This window comes from Novipirellula artificiosorum, assembly GCF_007860135.1.
GTDB classification, from domain to species: domain Bacteria; phylum Planctomycetota; class Planctomycetia; order Pirellulales; family Pirellulaceae; genus Novipirellula_A; species Novipirellula_A artificiosorum.
In genome coordinates, this window is record NZ_SJPV01000001.1 from 1,243,998 (window position 1) to 1,262,404 (window position 18,407).

The 18,407-nt window shown below is 56.1% G+C and carries 12 protein-coding genes and 1 tRNA gene; 6 read left to right on the plus strand and 7 right to left on the minus strand.

Annotated features, from left to right (window positions below; all coding sequences use genetic code 11):
• The first annotated feature begins 5 nt into the window (after positions 1–5).
• The 3 genes from Poly41_RS04355 to Poly41_RS04365 all read left to right on the plus strand — a co-directional run bounded on the left by Poly41_RS04355 (position 6) and on the right by Poly41_RS04365 (position 5,595).
• Positions 6–1,418: an aldehyde dehydrogenase family protein gene (locus Poly41_RS04355; protein ID WP_146524635.1), complete on the plus strand. Its 1,413-nt coding sequence runs from the start codon at positions 6–8 to the stop codon at positions 1,416–1,418.
• A gap of 155 nt (positions 1,419–1,573) precedes the next feature.
• On the plus strand, positions 1,574–3,868 hold the full coding sequence (locus Poly41_RS04360; protein WP_146524636.1) for an FAD-dependent oxidoreductase: 2,295 nt from the start codon (positions 1,574–1,576) through the stop codon (positions 3,866–3,868).
• Between the two features lie 110 nt (positions 3,869–3,978).
• Positions 3,979–5,595 (plus strand): DUF4153 domain-containing protein, encoded by a 1,617-nt coding sequence (locus Poly41_RS04365; RefSeq protein WP_146524637.1) that lies wholly within the window; start codon positions 3,979–3,981, stop codon positions 5,593–5,595.
• A 58-nt stretch (positions 5,596–5,653) separates the two neighbouring features.
• Here Poly41_RS04365 and Poly41_RS04370 read toward each other — a convergent pair whose 3' ends face one another.
• Positions 5,654–8,551 carry a bifunctional fucokinase/fucose-1-phosphate guanylyltransferase gene (locus tag Poly41_RS04370; RefSeq protein WP_197231058.1) on the minus strand — a complete coding sequence of 966 codons (2,898 nt, stop codon included), beginning with the start codon at positions 8,549–8,551 and terminating at the stop codon, positions 5,654–5,656.
• A gap of 233 nt (positions 8,552–8,784) precedes the next feature.
• Entirely contained in the window at positions 8,785–9,324 is a 540-nt protein-coding gene (locus tag Poly41_RS04375) for an FxsA family protein (protein WP_146524639.1), read from the minus strand.
• 141 nt (positions 9,325–9,465) lie between these two features.
• On the opposite strand from Poly41_RS04375, the gene Poly41_RS04380 reads away from it, so the two are divergent.
• Complete coding sequence (locus Poly41_RS04380) at positions 9,466–11,943, plus strand: PVC-type heme-binding CxxCH protein (protein WP_146524640.1); 2,478 nt, start codon at positions 9,466–9,468, stop codon at positions 11,941–11,943.
• 101 nt (positions 11,944–12,044) lie between these two features.
• Here the strand turns inward: Poly41_RS04380 and Poly41_RS04385 are convergent, their stop codons facing one another.
• The 5 genes from Poly41_RS04385 to Poly41_RS04405 all read right to left on the minus strand — a co-directional run bounded on the left by Poly41_RS04385 (position 12,045) and on the right by Poly41_RS04405 (position 17,508).
• A complete protein-coding gene (locus Poly41_RS04385; protein ID WP_146524641.1) occupies positions 12,045–12,287 on the minus strand; it encodes a DUF6868 family protein in 243 nt (80 codons plus the stop codon).
• 258 nt (positions 12,288–12,545) lie between these two features.
• Positions 12,546–13,343: a hypothetical protein gene (locus Poly41_RS04390; protein ID WP_146524642.1), complete on the minus strand. Its 798-nt coding sequence runs from the start codon at positions 13,341–13,343 to the stop codon at positions 12,546–12,548.
• Positions 13,344–13,435: 92 nt separating this feature from the next.
• On the minus strand, positions 13,436–14,584 hold the full coding sequence (locus Poly41_RS04395; RefSeq protein ID WP_146524643.1) for a 5-(carboxyamino)imidazole ribonucleotide synthase: 1,149 nt from the start codon (positions 14,582–14,584) through the stop codon (positions 13,436–13,438).
• Positions 14,585–15,094, minus strand: a complete 510-nt coding sequence (purE, locus tag Poly41_RS04400) for a 5-(carboxyamino)imidazole ribonucleotide mutase (protein WP_146524644.1) — start codon at positions 15,092–15,094, stop codon at positions 14,585–14,587. It abuts the gene before it with no gap.
• 41 nt (positions 15,095–15,135) lie between these two features.
• On the minus strand, positions 15,136–17,508 hold the full coding sequence (locus tag Poly41_RS04405; protein ID WP_146524988.1) for an ATP-dependent helicase: 2,373 nt from the start codon (positions 17,506–17,508) through the stop codon (positions 15,136–15,138).
• 321 nt (positions 17,509–17,829) lie between these two features.
• On the opposite strand from Poly41_RS04405, the gene Poly41_RS04410 reads away from it, so the two are divergent.
• A complete protein-coding gene (locus Poly41_RS04410; protein ID WP_146524645.1) occupies positions 17,830–18,201 on the plus strand; it encodes a DUF2237 family protein in 372 nt (123 codons plus the stop codon).
• A gap of 85 nt (positions 18,202–18,286) precedes the next feature.
• Positions 18,287–18,360, plus strand: a tRNA-Arg gene (locus Poly41_RS04415).
• Positions 18,361–18,407 lie beyond the last annotated feature (47 nt).

An 18,407-nucleotide genomic window follows, 5' to 3' on the forward strand; every position in this document is an offset into this window, starting at 1 on the left:
ATCAATTGGCTGCCGTTCCACCCTGGTCCGTGGTCTCTGCGCGAGAGCGATGTCGTCGGGTCGCCTCGGTGCGATCGTTCGTCACGCAGCGCATGGCCCGATTCGTTCAACTCGCGTCCAACGATCAACGAACCAACCCCTTCGAGACGATCACCGCAGAGCTCCTACCGCTTTGCGAATCTCTGAGGTTTCTCGGCCGCACGGGGCCAAAAGTCTTAAAGCCACGCGTTTGCGGGCTGGCGGGGCGTCCCGTTTGGCTGTGGGGCGTCCGCAGCGTGGTCCGACGCGATCCGCTCGGAACGGTACTGATCATCGGCACGTGGAACTATCCGATCTTTTTGGTCGGGACCCAGGTTGCCCAAGCGTTGGCCGCTGGGAATCGCGTGCTCGTCAAGCCGGCCGAAGGTTGCGAAACGACGACGGCGGAATTGCTCCGCTGCTTCCACGATGCCGGGATCCCAACCGATTGGCTGAAACAACTTGACTCTCCCGCGATCGAGGCCGTCAAGGCAATCGAGTCCGGAGTGGATTTGGTCATTCTGACGGGCTCGGCTGCAACCGGGCGGCGAGTGCTTGAACAAGCTGCTGCGACGATCACGCCGACCATCATGGAACTGAGCGGGTGCGATGCGATGATCGTATTGCCCAGTGCCGATGTGTCACGAGTTGTCGATGCGATTGACTTCAGCATTCATCTCAACGGAGCCGCAACCTGTATTGGGCCTCGAAGGTTGATCGTGGAAAACTCTCCCAAGACGCGACCTTGGCTGGAGGATCTTCTTACACAGATCGAGACTCGATTTAGGCGGCGAGACTTGGTCATTCACCGCTCAGCCCGCGACAACGTTGCCGAGGCCGTTGAGGGGGCCATCTCCAGCGGTGCGGTCGATCGCGTCGGTCTGTTTGATGCGAACCGAGTGCGAACCACGGGACAGATGAACGCGGTCCTGCTCGATGGTGTTGCCGCGGACGCAGAGATTGCCTCGGCCGACCTGTTTGCTCCCATTCTGAGCGTGATTCGAGTCGATGACATCTCCAACGCCATCGGCATCGTCAATGGATGTCGCTACCGATTAGCCACCTCGATCTTCGGTTCGGATCGCGACGCATCCGTGATGGCAAGGCAGCTTGCTACGGGTTCCATCACGATCAATGACGTGGTCTTTCCGACTGCGGATCCACGCGTTCCCTTTGGCGGTCGTGGCGAGAGCGGTTTTGGTGTCACCCGGGGTGTAGAGGGATTGCTGGCCATGACGGTTCCTGTCACGGTCAGCCGTCGAACGAGCCGATTTGCACCTCACTTGCGCCCCCAAGACCAATTCGACCTAGCGAGGATGACAGGACTGATGCAGTGCAGTCACGCAGGGTCGGTGAAGTCGCGAATCGCGGGACTCAAGCAGTTGATTTGGCCCCAATAGGCAAATCTTGAAGCGTCTTGCTGTTTTGGGCACCAAGCGGAATTGGCCCACAAACAAGGGATGCTGGTTTTGCTACAATAGGCGTCCTGTCACCGCATCGACAGCCTGACCCACGCAACCCGCCTGACAATCGAAATCCCCACGAGGTTCTCCGAATGATCGCCACCCGATTCATGATTTGTGCCAGTTTGGTGTGTGCAATCGCATCCGGTACTTGCGATACGACACAAGCTGCAGACCTCTTCGTCGAAGCAGAGAGCTTTGCCGATCATGGCGGGTGGAAACTCGATACGCAATTCATTCAGCAAATGGGATCGCCCTACCTGCTCGCCCATGGACTTGGCCAAAAGGTTCCCGATGCGGTGACCACCGTCGAGGTCCCCGAAAAAGGCACCTACCGCGTCTGGATCCGCTCGATCGATTGGGTGGCACGTTGGGGCGTGAATCCGTCACCGGGCACGTTTAAGCTGAGCATTGGGGAAACGACGCTCCAGCCCACCTTCGGAACCGTGGGCAGCGAGTGGAGCTGGCATGATGGTGGTACCGTTGAGTTGGCAGCCGCAGCGGTAGAACTCCGGTTGCAGGACCTGACTGGTTTTGACGGCCGATGTGATTGCATCTACCTGACCACTGATTTAGAGGCAACGCCACCACCCGCAGATCGCGTGTTGTCCGAATGGAGGCGAAAACAATTGGGCCTGCCGGATGAGCCCCAAACACGCGGCGGATACGACTTGGTCGTGATTGGCGGTGGCTACGCAGGAATGGGCGCTGCGATTTCGGCAGCCCGGATGGGATGTCGCGTTGCGCTCGTCCAAGATCGCCCTGTACTGGGCGGGAATGGATCAAGCGAGGTGCGGGTTTGGGCAAAGGGTGAGATTCGCCGCGGAAAATTCCCTCGGATTGGCGAGATCATCGAAGAATTGGCCGATTCGGCAACCAAGTCGCCCGGTACCTACGAAGAATTTGAAGATGCCAAGAAAGAACGTATCGTCCGCGCCGAACCCAACATCGACTTGATGTTGAATCATCATGCTTACTCCGTCGAAATGGATGGCGAGCGAATCGTTTCGGTCACGGCACTCGATACCACCACGGGAGCCGAAGTAAAAATCCTCGGCGACTATTTTTCCGACTGCACCGGTCACGGTTGGATCGGGACCTGGGCGAACGCTGAACGAACGATGGTTCCAACTGGACGGATGGGCATGAGCAATATGTGGGCTTGGGACGAGGTCGACGCCCCGACCACGTTTCCCGAAACTCCTTGGGCCCTCGATTTGTCGATGGCCGATTTTCCTTACCCTCGCGACCACCATGGGCAATGGTTCTGGGAGAGCGGCTTCGACAAAGACGCGATCAACGATGCCGAGGCAATTCGGGATTGGAATCTACGCGCGGTTTATGGTGCGTTCAACGCAATGAAGAATCGTGACGGTGCCGATGAGCACACCCGTGCGGTTTTGACCTGGGTCGCTTTCGTTGGTGGACCTCGCGAAAGCCAGCAATTGATCGGCGATGTCGTGCTTACCGAAGATGATATTGTGTCCAAGCGGGATTTCCCTGATGGCTGTGTTCCGAGTACGTGGTCGATCGATTTGCATTATCCCAAAAAACAATATGCGGAGAAATTTCCTGACAACCCCTTCATCTCCATCGCCGTGCACGGCAAAGGTGTCGATCGGTCCTATGGCTATCCCGTTCCGTATCGGTGCTTCTACAGCAAGAATGTCGAGAACTTGTTCATGGCTGGCCGCTGCATCAGCGTGACTCACGAGGCACTAGGGACGGTCCGCGTGATGAAGACGTGTGGCATGATGGGAGAGGTCGTCGGCAAAGCTGCATCCCTCTGTGCAATTCATGATTGCAGTCCTCGTCAGGTTTACCAGGATCACTTACCTGATCTACTCGATTTACTTCAGCTACCTGGAAAAGCCCATCGCAGCACACCCACCGCGGAGATCGTGATACCTGCTGACTCCCTTCCGTTAGCGACTTCGTTGGGTATGCCAGCGGGAATCGATCCTGCTAGCATCGAGGGGATCGTGGCAGATGATTCACAGTCAACCAAGACGGGGCGCTGGACCGCTGGTACCGGATTGAAGGATTATGTTGGGTTCCAATACTTGTATGCGTCCCCAGACAGCGGTGCGGAGATCGTATTTAAGTTAATAGTGAAAGACTCAGGCCGTTACGCGATCGACGTGTTCACGCAATCCCATGCAAATCGCTCGACCCGCAGCCCGGTATGGATTCGCTACGGCGATCAGCAACAAAAGCAAACCATCAATCAACGTAAATTGCGCGAGGAACCCTATGTCTCAGTTGCCGAGATTGAGCTGGCAGCCGGACAAGAGGTAACGGTTTCAATCGAAACGACCGATGCCGACGGGTTCGTTCATGCCGACGCGGTTCGGCTCCGAAAAACCGATCCGGCTAAGCATCAATAGTCTCGATCTCACTGGCTTGGGACCGTCGTTGCTCAACGGGCTTTCCCGCGACGGCCCAAAGTGGCGTATCGTTCCTTAGGGTCGTTTCTTCCCTCAGAAAGTGTCAACCGATGACCGCCGAGCAATCCAATTCAGCCGCTCTGCCCCCGCATGATCGGGAATTCCAACAGGCGTCTGAGGTCGTCATGGCTCGGGATGTCATGCCAGTGAGTCGACGCGAGGTGATTGCGGCGATGACTTGGACCGTGCTGGCCGACCTGCTGCTCTTTCGCGCGGTCGGTTTCTCGGGGCCTGCCGTTTTCTTTGCCCTCGTTCCGATCGTATTGTTGATGGGGCGTACTCGGTTTCTTCGGCCTCGGTACGGGATTTCCATCGCATGCTTGTCGCTGCTTGTTGCGATACGTCTCGCTTGGCAGGGTTCGGTTCTCACGTTCGTTTCCGCTGTGGCTCTCACTCTGGCGATTTCGATGGCGGCGGCAGGGTCCGTCCCGTTTGTCTTCGAAGGCATTGTGTTCGGAGTGCGTGTTCTGTTTGACGGTGCCTCGCGAATCGGACGATATCGGTGCTGGGGCAAGGTGCGCAACAGGGCAACCACCGGGCCCTCGTTAGCGAGCTGGCTTTTACCACTGGCATCCGTGTTGGTTTTCGGCGCCCTTTTCCTGTTCGCCAATCCCGACCTGTTATCCACGACACGTACGTACTTGTTCAATCTAGCCGACTATGCATGGCGATGGGTTTCAGCAGAATCCGTATGGGAGATTCCCTTTTGCATTTTCGCCTTGTTGGTTGGTGCCGGCCTCGTTTGCCCGAGGTTGCCGATGTTTCAGCTTGGCCCACAAACGGAAAAGGACGCCTCGGCCACGGCACCGGATACGGCCCAGTGGCTGCCCGCCTTCTACAATTCACTGGTGGTGCTGATTCTTCTGTTTGGTGGTTATCTTTGTTTTGAATTCGCTACCTTGTGGAAACGTGATTTTCCCACAGGCTTCTATTACGCTGGCTACGCGCATCAAGGGGCGGCATGGTTGACGGTTGCCTTGGCGCTGGCGACCTTACTACTTTCAGCGGTCTTCAATGGGACGATTCTCAATCACCCACGAATCGTTCCGCTACGATCGCTTGCCTGGGTCTGGTCCGGTTTGAACCTACTGCTCGCCATTGCGGTATACAATCGTTTGTTCATTTACGTCGGCTACAATGGGATGACGCGAATGCGCACGGTAGGCTTTTTCGGCATCACCGCCGTGGTGCTCGGGTTCCTGCTGGTGTTGTATAAAATGGCTCATCACCGATCTTTTTGGTGGCTGATCCGCCGTCAATTGATGGCACTGGCGTTAACCGTCATCGCCTACAGTCTGTTTCCCGTGGACTGGGTGGCCCATCGCTACAACACGTCTCAAGTGAATCGCGGCTACTTGCATCCTTCCGTCATGATCGCGGTGAAACCGATCGACAATGAAGGTTTTTTGGCGTTGATTCCACTGACCGACCACTCGGACGAGATCATTCGCGAAGGAGTGCTGGCAATGCTGGCGTCTCGCCAATCCGAGTTGGAAGGGGGGTTGCAAGCGAATGCCAAGCATTGGACGTCGTATCAAGCGTCCGAAGTGATCCTGTTAAAGCGGCTTCGAGCGAAACAATCGAAGTGGGCGGCGTATTTGAATGCTCCGGCCTTGCAAGCCGCAGCAAGGAATCGCTTCGAAGACTACGCCATGCAGTGGTATTAGCGTGTTTGGACACCGCCGTCTGCACCGGACCCATCGGCCTTGCTTTTCGTCATCTTGTTCAGCTTCGCGTCACTCGCAATCCGGTGGTGGAGACGGACATGTCCACAAAGCGAGCTCGGGCATTAGGGGGTTGGCTCTCCAGGTCACGGCGTAGCTTTACGGCGTCCCTTGTGGTTTTCGCGATCAGGTACAGAAAGCCGCCGCCGCCCGCCCCGGCCAGTTTCAACGCCGAAACATGCGGCTCCATACGGTTGACCAACTCCGCGACCTCAGGCGGATTGGTGCCTTGATCGAGTTGTTGATTCAATTCCCAACTGCGGCGGATCGACTTGGCAAAGCTGTCCATGTCCGATCGCTGCGCCGCGTCGAAACAACTCAAACTATTGTCACCGATTGACTTGAGCACGCTCAGCCGATTGGGATCGTTCAAGAACATCCCCCGCACGATCTCCGACAACACATCATGGGCGACTCGCGTGATCCCCGTGTAATACAACAACGTTCGTGAAGTGAACTCGGGTGAATTGAAGAAGTCCGAGGGCAGCCAGCGAACCGCAGCCTGCTGCAAAACGCCTGGTTTCGTTTGAATCAATTTCGCCCCGTGCAAAAGACCGCCGAATTGATCTTGCCATCCGCCACCGCTACCCAACATTTGTTCCACTGCGCTGACGCGAGCAGCAATTTCATGCACGTCCCAACCCAAGTGACAAAGCTCGCTCAACGCTCCGAGCACGGTCCCCGCAAGAATGCTGCTGGTTCCCATTCCCGAGCCTTTCGGGATCGCCGCCAACATCGACACATCCACTCCGCCGCCAAACCGTTCGAGTTGCTGCTGAAGCGACTTAAAGGCGTCGCCATTGAACTTGGGGTAGAAACCGGCAAGCGCCAACGCGGCCTTGGCAACCGAAAAGCCGCTGCCAAGCCCACGGTAGCTGCCGATGTCTTCATAGCAAGTCAGCGTTTCGCTTTTGCCCAAATCGATTGACCGAATGGTGATTGTTGGCGATTCACACCGACGTGCAAATACTTGCACCGGGGGTTGGCCATTCATGTCAACGGCAACGTTCACGACGCTACCCCCGATCTCCATGCAATACGGCGGCGTATCCGTCCAACCACCGGCCAAGTCAACTCGGGCCGGACTGCGCGCCCATACGATTTGATCCTCGGCTAATCGGAACTCAGGCAACACGCGTTGATGCTCGTAGGGTTGCACGAGAGACCGTTCGAGCAAGCCGAAACAGGAAGCCTCTTCCTGTCGCCAGCCGTCATCGCCGCGTTGACGCAGGACTTCCGAGCGGAACATTCGATTATGGACCGCTAAAATGACGCTTTCTTCAGCGTCCCATGCGGGTGGAATTAGGGCATCGGACGATGCGTACGTTTCTGCTGCGGCGGACAAGTCCAAGTTGTAGAAGACGCTTCGGTTGCCGTGAGCCGCCATGATCGGCAAAATCGCCTCCCGAAGTTTTGAACGCTGTGCGTACAATCGTTCCAGCGATGCTGAGTGTGCGAGTTGCCTCGCCGACATCCGACGTCGGTTCCGCCACAAAGTGCGATGAGCCGATGTGTCATCACCCGGGCTTCGATCGATCATCCATTGGACAAATTCGCCGCTCAGCTCTTTCCTCGAAAGTACAGGAAAAAGCTCGGCTTCCTGCAAATCCGTATCGGACGCGATCCCCGCCTGAGCGAGATTCAAACCGCGAGCCGTGAACCAATCCCCAAGGGGATGTTCCAGCCACCGCGTTTGTGGGTCGCTGACGCTGCCTCGGAACGAATCATGAAAGCCATACACGCGAATGGCAAATTCATCATGCCCGATTGGCACAAAATCTAAACAGCAACCTTCGCCGAGACGCAAGCACCAATCGTTTGGCGGGACGCCGGTCAACATGTGTCGACGTGACAAGGTCCATGTCGAAGGGATGTAGCTGTTCTCGACCCACAACGATTCATTCTCTTGTCGCCGTAGCGGAACGCCAAACTCGGCATCCTGAATGAATTGGCGTGGTTGGGCTAACGACGGCACGACGCCCAATTCCGTTTGGTCCCGCACGATTGTTTGCAAATCGTACATCGAATCAATCACGTCAACCGTCTTGCCAAAGTGATAGAATTCCCCGTGCGAGATGGGGGCAACGGCGACGGTCAGCTGTGAGATGGTTTTATCGATTGCTTGGGGTTGTTCGCCCAATCGAAGTGCCCAGTGGCCGTACAGATCACATGGATTCGGCTGATCGTTCGTCTCAAACATGGAACGATCACTGTCCCACCCGCACTGTGTCATCAAACAATTCACCGCTCGACTGCTGAGTAGCCAAACTCCGATATCAATCAGAAATGCGGAATCTCGCGAGCGGTCACGGATTTCGTCCGGATCTGGCTTCTGCAAAAAAGTCTTCAATCGGGAGGGTTGCGATTTGTCGACGAACATCACCCCGAAGTTCTTTGCGATCTCCGGGTTCGCCCACATCCCAAGCAACACCACGTCGGCGCGGGGCAGCGGATCGAGCAACCGGGTGCTCCGTAGCAACACGTCGCCACTTGCGATCATCACGCGAGCATTGTCCGCTGCATTTTGAAAGGCAGCTTGCAAAAACGGCTCATTGACGTCAAGCAGCGTCTGCCCAAGCCGTTGCCCTTTCGCCCAACGTAGCGTAGGAATCGGAATGAACAGCTTGCCGACCGTCGCATAGGCTGGCAATCGACGGCTTTCACCCCCGCCGTGGATCACGATACGGCCACGTTCCTCCATCCAATCTGCAAACGATTCGCAACCGCTGTGCAACCACGCTTGATGGAGGATATGAGCGGTTCCGCCTCCCGATCCCAACTGTGCCGCCGGTGGGTCTGACGTCGCGTAACAACGCTGTGCAATGTCACCGTGACAATTTTTTAACTGCTGCGCCATTTGGGGAGGTAGCGACAGCAAGAGTTCCTGGTTCAGATTCATGGACCGCATCTTCGTTTGTTCACAGTTGGATGGGGGTAAAGTCTAAACCAATGCGGACGAAATGGCATCCCTTGGTTTTGTCGAACGCTGGCCGCAGACAAGGGTACGGTTGCCCATCCATCATGCGTGATCAGGATCGAGAGCTGTTTTGACCAAAAAAGATGCGGCTCGTTCTAGATAGAACGCTCGTTCCGATTCTGCAAGACTCGCGTGATCACTCGCGCGAAAACCGACTAGGTTTTGCGGTGAAACGACGTCGCGTCAATCGTCCTGGGGCCATTGCGGCTGCTTGTCTCGCCTGAATCGGGCCAACGTGTAGACTCCGAACGGCCTTTGCGCAGCGGTTCGCTTGAGGATTTCGACTCCGCCCCATGCGGTGATCCCTCACGACTTCGCCGTTCGACTTTGACATCCGAGAACCGGACATATCGGCTCAAGACGTACCGTCGGACCAGATCTCGACCCGCTGGAACGAGTAACAGAAAACCAAGACCATCCGTCAGCAGTCCAGGGGTCAGCAGCAGAGCAGCCGCAAAAACGACCATCAATCCGTCTTGGATCTCACGGCTCGGCATTCGACCTTCGGCGAGCGCCGAACGAAACCGGTACCACGCCATCACCCCTTCTCGCTTCGCAAGCATCGAGCCAATGACACCTGTGACGATGACAACCCCAAGCGTCATCGCCACACTTGTCGCATCCGCCAACCGCAACAGCAGGGCCAATTCGACGAGCGGGATGATAATGAACGCCGCGAGTAATCGGAAAAACATCACAAATTCCGTGTTTGTTGAGTAGCCATGCCAACCGTAGGCCCACCGCCATTATGACATCGAAAACGCTATGATGGTGATTGGTTGCAGTTTCCGTGCCAACGCCTTCACTCGGAATTCTACCCACATTCGGTGCTCCCCATGAAATCCTGCGTTTTGTTGACATTGCTTGTCTTCACTCCCACCGCGATTCTGTTTGCCGTTGAGCCACCGCGGGTTCTCGACGCCGATTGGCAAATCGAGCTCGTTGCCGCTGAACCCGACCTTGTGACCCCCGTCGGCCTCTGCTTCGACGGTTCCGGCCGGCTGTTGGTGATCGAGTCCAACACCCATTTTCCGCCCGACGACTACGACGGTCCGAAAACGGATCGCGTCTTTGTTTTTGATGACACCAAGGGGGATGGGTTTCTCGACCGCCAGCGTTTGTTTTACGAGGGAGGCATCGCGACGATGGATATCACTCCGTTGGATGACAATTGGATTGCGCTATCGACGCGGCGTGAAGTGGTTCGGATTCGCGACACCAACGGTGATGACGTTGCCGACGAACGAGAGGTGTTGCTGACGCTTGAAACCGATGCGGATTACCCGCACAACGGTCTCAACGCAGTCACCGTTGGCCCCGATCGACGGCTTTACGTTGGCCAAGGCGAGAATTTTGGCGAGCCCTATTCGCTCGTCGCAGCCGATGGATCGACGCAAGTCGGTAGCGGCGAAGGGGGAAATGTTTTCTCGATCTCTTTCGACGGAAGCGATCTGCAACGCGTGGCGACCGGTTTCTGGAATCCGTTTGGCCTTTGGTTCGACAAGCAGGATCGTCTATGGGCCGTCGGTAATGATCCCGATGCAATGCCCCCGTGCCGTTTGTTGCACGTGATCCCCTGCGCGGATTACGGGTTCCAATTTCGCTTTGGGCGTGCTGGCACGCATCCACTTCAATCGTGGAATGGTGAGTTGCCAGGGACGCTCGGTAGGGTTGCAGGGACCGGCGAGGCGCCCTGTGCGGTGGTCGGCTATGGCGAACATTTATGGGTGACGGCTTGGGGCGATAACCGGATTGAGCGATACAAATTGGAGGAAAGCGGCGCCAGTTGGCAGAGCCGTACCGAAGTCGTGGTACAGGGTGATGCGAGGTTCCGACCCGTCGACATGGCGGTCGCCGCAGACGGATCAATCTACATTACCGATTGGGTTGACCGCAGCTACCCGGTGCACGGTCAAGGTCGGCTGTGGCGGATGAGCCGAAGACAAAACGCACCGCCGATCCTGGCAACGTTGCCTGAGCGGACAGCGGCTGAAAGCGAATCTCTTCGGTTGATGAATGATCCGAGTCTCCGTTCCCGTGATCGTGTCGAGGCGCTTCGCAGTCGTGATCCTTTTCTGCGGCAAGCCGCAATGGCCGGGTTGGTTCGAACGGGACAGTTGAAGGACGTTGATGGGAAGATGGCCACCCGTCCTTTGCAACGCGTCGGGTTGATGACCGCGTGGCGATGGGAATCGCTTTCGGATCCCAATCGCATTTCTACGGCGGGAAGAAATGAATGGATAGAATGGGGATTGTCCGACCCGTCCGCTCAAGTCACATTGGCTGCGGTTCGCTGGGCGACCGAGTGTCAATGCCGCGAGATGCTGCCGAAGATTCGCTCGTTGCTTGACCGAGAGGACTTGTCACCATCACTTTTCAATGCTGTGATCGCCTCGATCGCTTTCCTCGAAACGGGCTCCGCGGCGAGTGGCAAAAGAGATCCGGCGATTGAAAAGACGTTGATTGAGTTTGCGTCGGAACAAGATCGGCCTGCAAGCTTACGAGCACTTGCGATACAAAAACTAGCATCCGAGAGTGACGTGCCGTCCGATGCGGAGCTTGGTCGCTGGTTGCGTGGCGAAAACGACCGAGACTTTTCGCGGGAAGTTGTGCGACTACTGGCGGAGCGAGCCAAGCCAACATCGCTTGCGGAGTTGGCGACGATCGCGATGGATTCCTCACTGGACGAGCAGACTCGAGCCGATGCGCTGGCGAGTTTATCGAAGAACGCGGGCACCTATTCCTCTGTGTTCAACCAATTGGTCTTGCCAAAGCAATCCGAGTTGCTTCGCACCGAAGCCAAGCGAGTTTTAAAGCACTCGTGGCAATACGATGCCGATAAGCGACCGCCAAACAAACAGGTTGCAGAGTGGTTGGCCGCGCTCGGAAACGGCGGCGATCCCGATGCAGGGCGGCGTGTTTTCTATCGTTCTGCTTGCGCAAGTTGCCATGCCCACAGCGGACGTGGTGCCACGACCGGACCGGATTTGACGACGCTCTCGGGACGAATGACACGACGCCGAATACTAGAATCCATCCTCGAACCAAGCCGCGAAGTCGCGCCCCTGTACGTCCCTTGGCGAGTCCTGACGGTGGATGGTCATGTGTTGACAGGCTTGAAACTTGGCGAATCCGGAGTGCGGAAACGTCTTCGGTTTCAAGGGGCCGATGGGATCACGTTCGAAGTACCGCTCGATGAAATCGAACAGCAAGATCCGATCACTCAATCGATCATGCCGGCCGGGCTCGAGGAATTGATGTCGATCGCCGAACTACGTGACCTGTTGGCCTTTTTGGAGAGTCGCCCAGAATAGACATCACGCGAGAGTCTTCTTTCAAGTGATGACACCATCGGAGACCCTGCTCTTAGAGCACCCTTGCGGCGAGCCGTTTTCTGCTGAAATCGGTCGATGGCCTATCCCATGATCTTCAATGCCAAATACGGCGCCAGATTAAACACAAAGATTGCGAGCTTGTAGTTCGCCAGGAATTGAAAATAGATCGGTGGCAGCTGTTCCTCATCAATCGGAAACAACTGAGCGTGAATCCGCCTTACGGACTTCCCGCCTAGGACCAAGGAGAGGGTTGCCAAAACAAGAACGCTGAAGTTGATCACCAAGCACCATCCCAAGAAGCTGGCGAGTGTTTCGGTGGTCATGGATCTAGTCCTTTCGGTGAACGAGCCTCTTGAGTCTCAGCGACGATGCTGCAACTCGTGGTACGTGGCCTACGAAGCGTTGACCCTTCTAGGATAGCACGGTCTACCGCTGCCGGCGGTGGCTACGTTAAAGATCAAAATGCTCTAGCTGGACAGCGCCACTCTATCGGTAATGGTGGTATCCTGCCGCCAGTGGTTTGTCTATGGTTCAGATTGCGGCGGCAAGGATGCCACCGATACCAAAATGACGCTGTCCAGCTAGTTTCCAGAAGGGTCGAGCATTTGGTGCAGCAGTCCACGCGTTTCCGCGAAACCGCTCGCGGTCGCGATCGGCCCGAGCCCAGGATTTGCGACGACTCCGTCGTAATGTGTCAGCAATTCACGTAGTGCCAAGGCATTACCGCTTTCGACAAGAGAGTGGATTCGATCGGGTGCCAAGTAATCCATCCATGCCTCACCATGTCCCCCCTCGCTTAGCGCATGTGACAACACTTCACTGGAACGCATCAGGCGATCGGCGACGGGGCCTGCCACCGAATCGGGTACGACGAAGTCGCTTGAATAGGAGGAATCGGTTGTTGCGACGGGAGGGGAAAACGTTTGGTACGTTAAACCCGGCACTTCGGAACGCAGGACCAGCGGCGATCGCCGGCGACGTGGATCGTCTCGGCGGCCTGGGTAACGGCTGTCAAATCGATGTTGCTCGATGAAGTAGGGATCGTCGAGCAGGTCTGGTACCCGGAAACTGCCCGATTGGTACGGATCGTTCACATAGCCGAGTCCATACGGCGCGACACTGCCAAACGTTGAATAACCGTAGCCTCGGTAGGAACCGATACCGATTCCCATACGCATCCCTCCGCCTCGATAGGCAGGTCGGCTGGAGTAGGAGTGAGGATGCCCACCGCCACGATAGCGGCCTTGAGCGCTCACGTCACGAGAACTGGAGACGACCGTCAGGGTCAGGGCGAGCAGGGCGGAAAACAAGCGAACCATGATTTGCAACTCGGGTGAGACGACGAAAACGGAGCCGTTCAAGTCTACGTTGTCATTCACCCGAATCGGCAAGAACCAAAACGGCGAACGGCTGATTTTCAGCGTTACAATCCCTACAAACGCCAAATCGGCCTGTCGATCCCGGAAAGACGCTAAACCAATCTCTGCCGTGCTTCGACCACGGAGCGAACGACCCGCGAACGATCCTCTCCGACGCACGTCAAATGTCCCATTTTTCGGCCCATTTTTGCCTCCTGTTTGCCATACAAATGCAAACAAACGCCCTCCACCGCGATCGCTTGGTCCCAAGCAGGTGGTGATTCGCAATCGCTGCCCCAAACGTCGCCTAGCAAATTCGCCATCGCGGCCGCACGAGAAACAAGATTCGTCTTCCCGAGCGGTAGGCCACAAATCGCCCTGACGTGCTGCGCAAACTGACTCGTGTGACACGCTTCGATCGTTAAGTGACCGGAATTATGAGGTCGCGGTGCGACTTCGTTGATCAACACCGTATCGGATTCAACGAACATCTCCACACATAACAAGCCGACCACGTCCATGGTTTCTGCAGCCGAAACCGCGATCGATCGGGCTTGGTTTTGCACCTTTTTGGATACGGCTGCGGGAACCATGGAAATATCCAAGATATGGTTCGTGTGCTCGTTCTCGAAAATGGGAAACGATGCTGTCCGTCCGTCCGAACTGCGTGCCACGATCACCGAGACTTCTCGATCAAAGCAGATCAATTGCTCCGCCACCCATCGATCGCATGATGCCCAATCGACCTGCTTTGCGTCTTCGATTGTTTCAATTCGGTGTTGTCCCTTACCGTCATATCCGCTTCGGGCCGTTTTCAAAATCAGCGGCAACCCAACCCGCTCGGACGCGACCACAAGCGAATCAAAATCATTTACTTCCGCAAACGGCGCGACCGGCAAGCCCGCGTTTTGTAAAGTCGATTTTTCCCGAAGTCGATCTTGGGCCGTCGCCAACACGTTTGCCGATGGATACGTCGGAGCGAACCGCTGGCAAGCAGCGATCGTGGACGCTGGGATGTTCTCAAACTCTAACGTGATCACGTCACAGCGACTTGCAAACTTTTCGACAGCCTGCATGTCATCCAACTTGCCGACGACACACTCATGAGCCACCTGCGGTGCCGGCTCATCCCTTGATTCGCAGAACACGACCACGCGGTACCCCATGCTTGCCGCGGCCATGGCAAACATCCGCCCCAACTGGCCACCTCCGACCATTCCGATGGTCCCGCCCGGCAAGATGACCTTTGTAGACTCACTCATCTACAACTCCGCTGATTCGAGTACAGCGGCGGTTTGTTTGGCAACAAACTCGTCAAGACGTTTGGCGAGCGCGATGTCGGACAACGCCAAGATTCGAGCTGCCAGGATCCCCGCGTTCTTTGCACCAGATGGACCGATTGACATGGTCGCCACCGGAATGCCGCCGGGCATCTGCACGATGGACAACAACGAATCGAGCCCCTGCAGCGCGCGGCTCTGGACCGGAACGCCGATCACTGGCAAATTTGTCTCCGATGCAACCATGCCCGGCAAATGAGCCGCCCCGCCCGCCCCGGCAATGATCACTTTCAATCCGCGACCTGCCGCCGACGTCGCATAGTTCACCATTCGCGACGGTGTCCGATGCGCCGAAACAACCAACTTTTCGTTCGGTATGCCCAGCTGATCAAGGATTTCTGCTGCGGCACTCATGGTATCCCAGTCATTACGGCTTCCCATGATGACGCCGACCTGAGCCTCCGTCGCCGCAAATTCACTCGTTTTCGTCATCTCTCAATACTCCAAGTGCTCCAAAAATTCTAACCTTGACCCTACCCGCCGATCACTTCCAAATTAGCAAACGCGAGTCGAAAATTTCGTTCGCCATCGTCAAACCGGATCATTGCGGTTCGCTTGGGGCCTCGACCGGTGACCGAGACGATGGTTCCCTCGCCATACTCACCGTGCCGCACCTGAGTTCCCTCGCGATAAACGGTCAGCGGAGGTGCGGATCCGCTCGCAAGCATCTCTGCGGCGGTTTGCAAGCTCGCCAGCGGCGCTCTCGTTTTCTTCTTTCGCTTGGCAATCTCTTGTTCTCGATCCTGTTCCGTCAATTGGCAGGTTTCATCAAACAACGAGTCCGGTTTCTCATGAACCGCCGAACCTGAATCCTGGTTCGGCTCGGAATCCTGGTTCGCCTCAGAATCTTCTTCTGGTAAATCCCATGAATCCGGATAGCTGTTACCGTATGGATCGTCATCAAACCAATTTTGCTGAACTTCGCTTTCAACACGCCGTATTTCATCAAGCGGCATTTCGTTGAAGAAGGGACTCGGCACCGCTGGTCGAGAGTCTCCTCGAAACGTGCGACTTTTGCAACAACTCAACTGCAATCGTTCCTTCGCTCGCGTGATCCCCACAAACAGCAATCGGCGTTCTTCTTCCATTCCTGCATCGGTGTCTCGCGATCGCGAATGGGGCAGCAACCCATCTTCGACACCAATCACAAACACACGCGGGAACTCGAGCCCCTTTGCGGCGTGCAGGGTCATCACCGTGATCCGATCGTTCTCATCCTCGAACGCGTCGGTATCGGCCACCAGTGCCGTTTGTTCTAAAAACAATTCAAGCGATCCATCGTCTGGATGGTAACGGTCAAACTCAACGCCCGCCGTGATCAACTCGTCGACGTTTGCGACCGCACTGCTATCCTGTTCGTCGACATGCGATTTGAGCAAAAACGCTTCATACTTCGTTTCCTCAACAACGTAGCGCAGCAAGTCCTCGATCGATGCGGTCGCCTTCAAGCTGAGACGATCGAACAGTTCCACAAATCGGGTCACACAGGTTGCAGACCGTTTTGCGAGTCCTTCGATCTGGTCCACCTGACGCGCTGCATCGAGCATGGGAACGTTGTGTCGGTCGGCATAGCCTCGAAGCCGCTGGATGGTCTTGGCACCGATCCCACGCGTTGGCGTGTTGAGGATCCGCTGCAGCGCCACATCATGCCGTGGGTTGTTGATCAAATGCAGATAAGCCAATAAATCCTTGATTTCTTTACGTTGATAAAACTCTAATCCGTTTATGATTTGATAGGGCAGTCCACGACGCCGCATCGCGTGTTCAAGCGATCGCGAAAGGGCATTCATGCGATACAGAATGGCAAAATCCCGAGGCCGGAAACCCTCGACCGCCATCGCGTTGGAAATCTCGTCTGCGATCGCGTCGGCTTCTTCGTAACCATTGTGATAGATCCGCAGCACCACCGGGTCGCCCTCGTCGTTATGCGTGTACAACTCCTTTTGCTTTCGCCGGCGATTGTGCTGAATCAATTGATCCGCAACCCGTAAAATATTGGGTGTGCTACGATAGTTTTGCTCCAAGCGAACCGTTTTAACGCTCGGGTAGTCCTTTTCGAAATCGAGAATGTTGTTTAAGTCGGCACCGCGCCATCCGTAAATCGACTGGTCGGGATCACCCGTCACCGACAAGTTGGGATGGTCGATCGAAAGCGCCCGAACAATCGCGTATTGGGCCAAGTTGGTGTCTTGGTATTCGTCCACCAAAATGTATCGAAACCGGGCATCGAGTTGTGCGCGAAGTTCTGGGTTGTCTCGAAGCAATAAAGCGATGTGTAACAGCAGGTCGTCGAAATCAACGGCGTTCGCGGTCAATAGCTGCTGCTGGTATTGTGGGTAGACCTTTGACGCCATCGTCGGTCCCGATCGCTTCGAGCTTGCTAGCATCATCTCGGGCGTCACCAATCGATTCTTCGCGCGGCTGATCGTCGAGGCGATTTGTTCCGGTGACGTATGGCTGGTGGAAACGTCGGCCACCTCGATCGCCCTCTTCATCGCTTGTTTTGAATCCGAGGTGTCGTAGATCGAATAGTTTTCAGCCAATCCGACCATCGGGGCATAACGACGCAGCAATTGTGCGCAAAAACGGTGGAACGTTCCCATCCAAACCGACTGACCCGGGACCAGCTTTTCGACTCTCAATCGCATTTCATCCGCCGCCTTGTTCGTGAAGGTCAACGCGGCAATCTGAGACGGTGCGATGCCCTGCGAGATCATGTAAGCGATGCGGTGAGTGACCACGCGAGTCTTTCCCGATCCCGGGCCTGCCAACATCAGCAGCGGGCCGTCCAGATGAGTGACGGCGTCGATTTGGCTCTCGGTCAGGTCTTTCAGAATCGCATCCATGACAGCCATCAGAGCGTCTAGTGGAAAGTTGAGCTGGGAAAAGCGAGCCAGCGAGGAAGTCAGGCGAGCCGGCTGGCATCCGCGGTGCCTTCGCCTCCGGCCGGCCTTCAATGATAACGAATCGGCGAAAAATGGTTAGTCGAGGAGCCGACGGATGTTGACCCTTCATTTTCAGGGTTAGACAACCTTCCCTCGTGACTTTGCTGGCTTCCCTCGTGACTTTGCTGGCTTCCCTCGTGACTTTGCTGGCTTCCCTCGTGACTTTGCTGGCGTTACGATAAGCGGGTTACCCCACGCTAGAGCGAGCATCGAAAGACGAAAATGGCCGCAAAGAACGTACTCGGCACCGATCTTCAGTCCTGCAGCACGGACCCGATGACCGGGTTCTACCGCGACGGATGCTGTAATACGGGTGCATCCGACAGTGGGCTGCATGTCGTCTGTGCCCAAATGACCGCTAGTTTTTTGGCATTTTCAAAGGAACGGGGCAACGATTTGTCGACCCCGAACCCCGGATTTCGCTTTCCTGGTTTGAAACCAGGCGACCGTTGGTGTTTGTGTGCTGCGCGTTGGAAGGAGGCCTATGATGCCGGCGAAGCGCCGCCTGTCGTGCTGGAATCGACCCACATCAGCGCGTTAGAGTTCGCCTCACTCGAAGAATTGCAAGAATACGCAGTGGACTCCTCCGAATAGAATGAAGCATCTCGCAGAGAGGGCTTGCGAGAGCGAACCCGCGGCGCTAAAATCCGTCTCCTTCAGCGATGAGTTCGACTCATCCGCACCCCTAGCTCAATTGGATAGAGCATCGGTCTACGGAACCGAAGGTTAGAGGTTCGAATCCTCTGGGGTGTACTTCTAAAGCCAGTAGCCATAACGGTTTCTGGCTTTTTTCGTGTTAG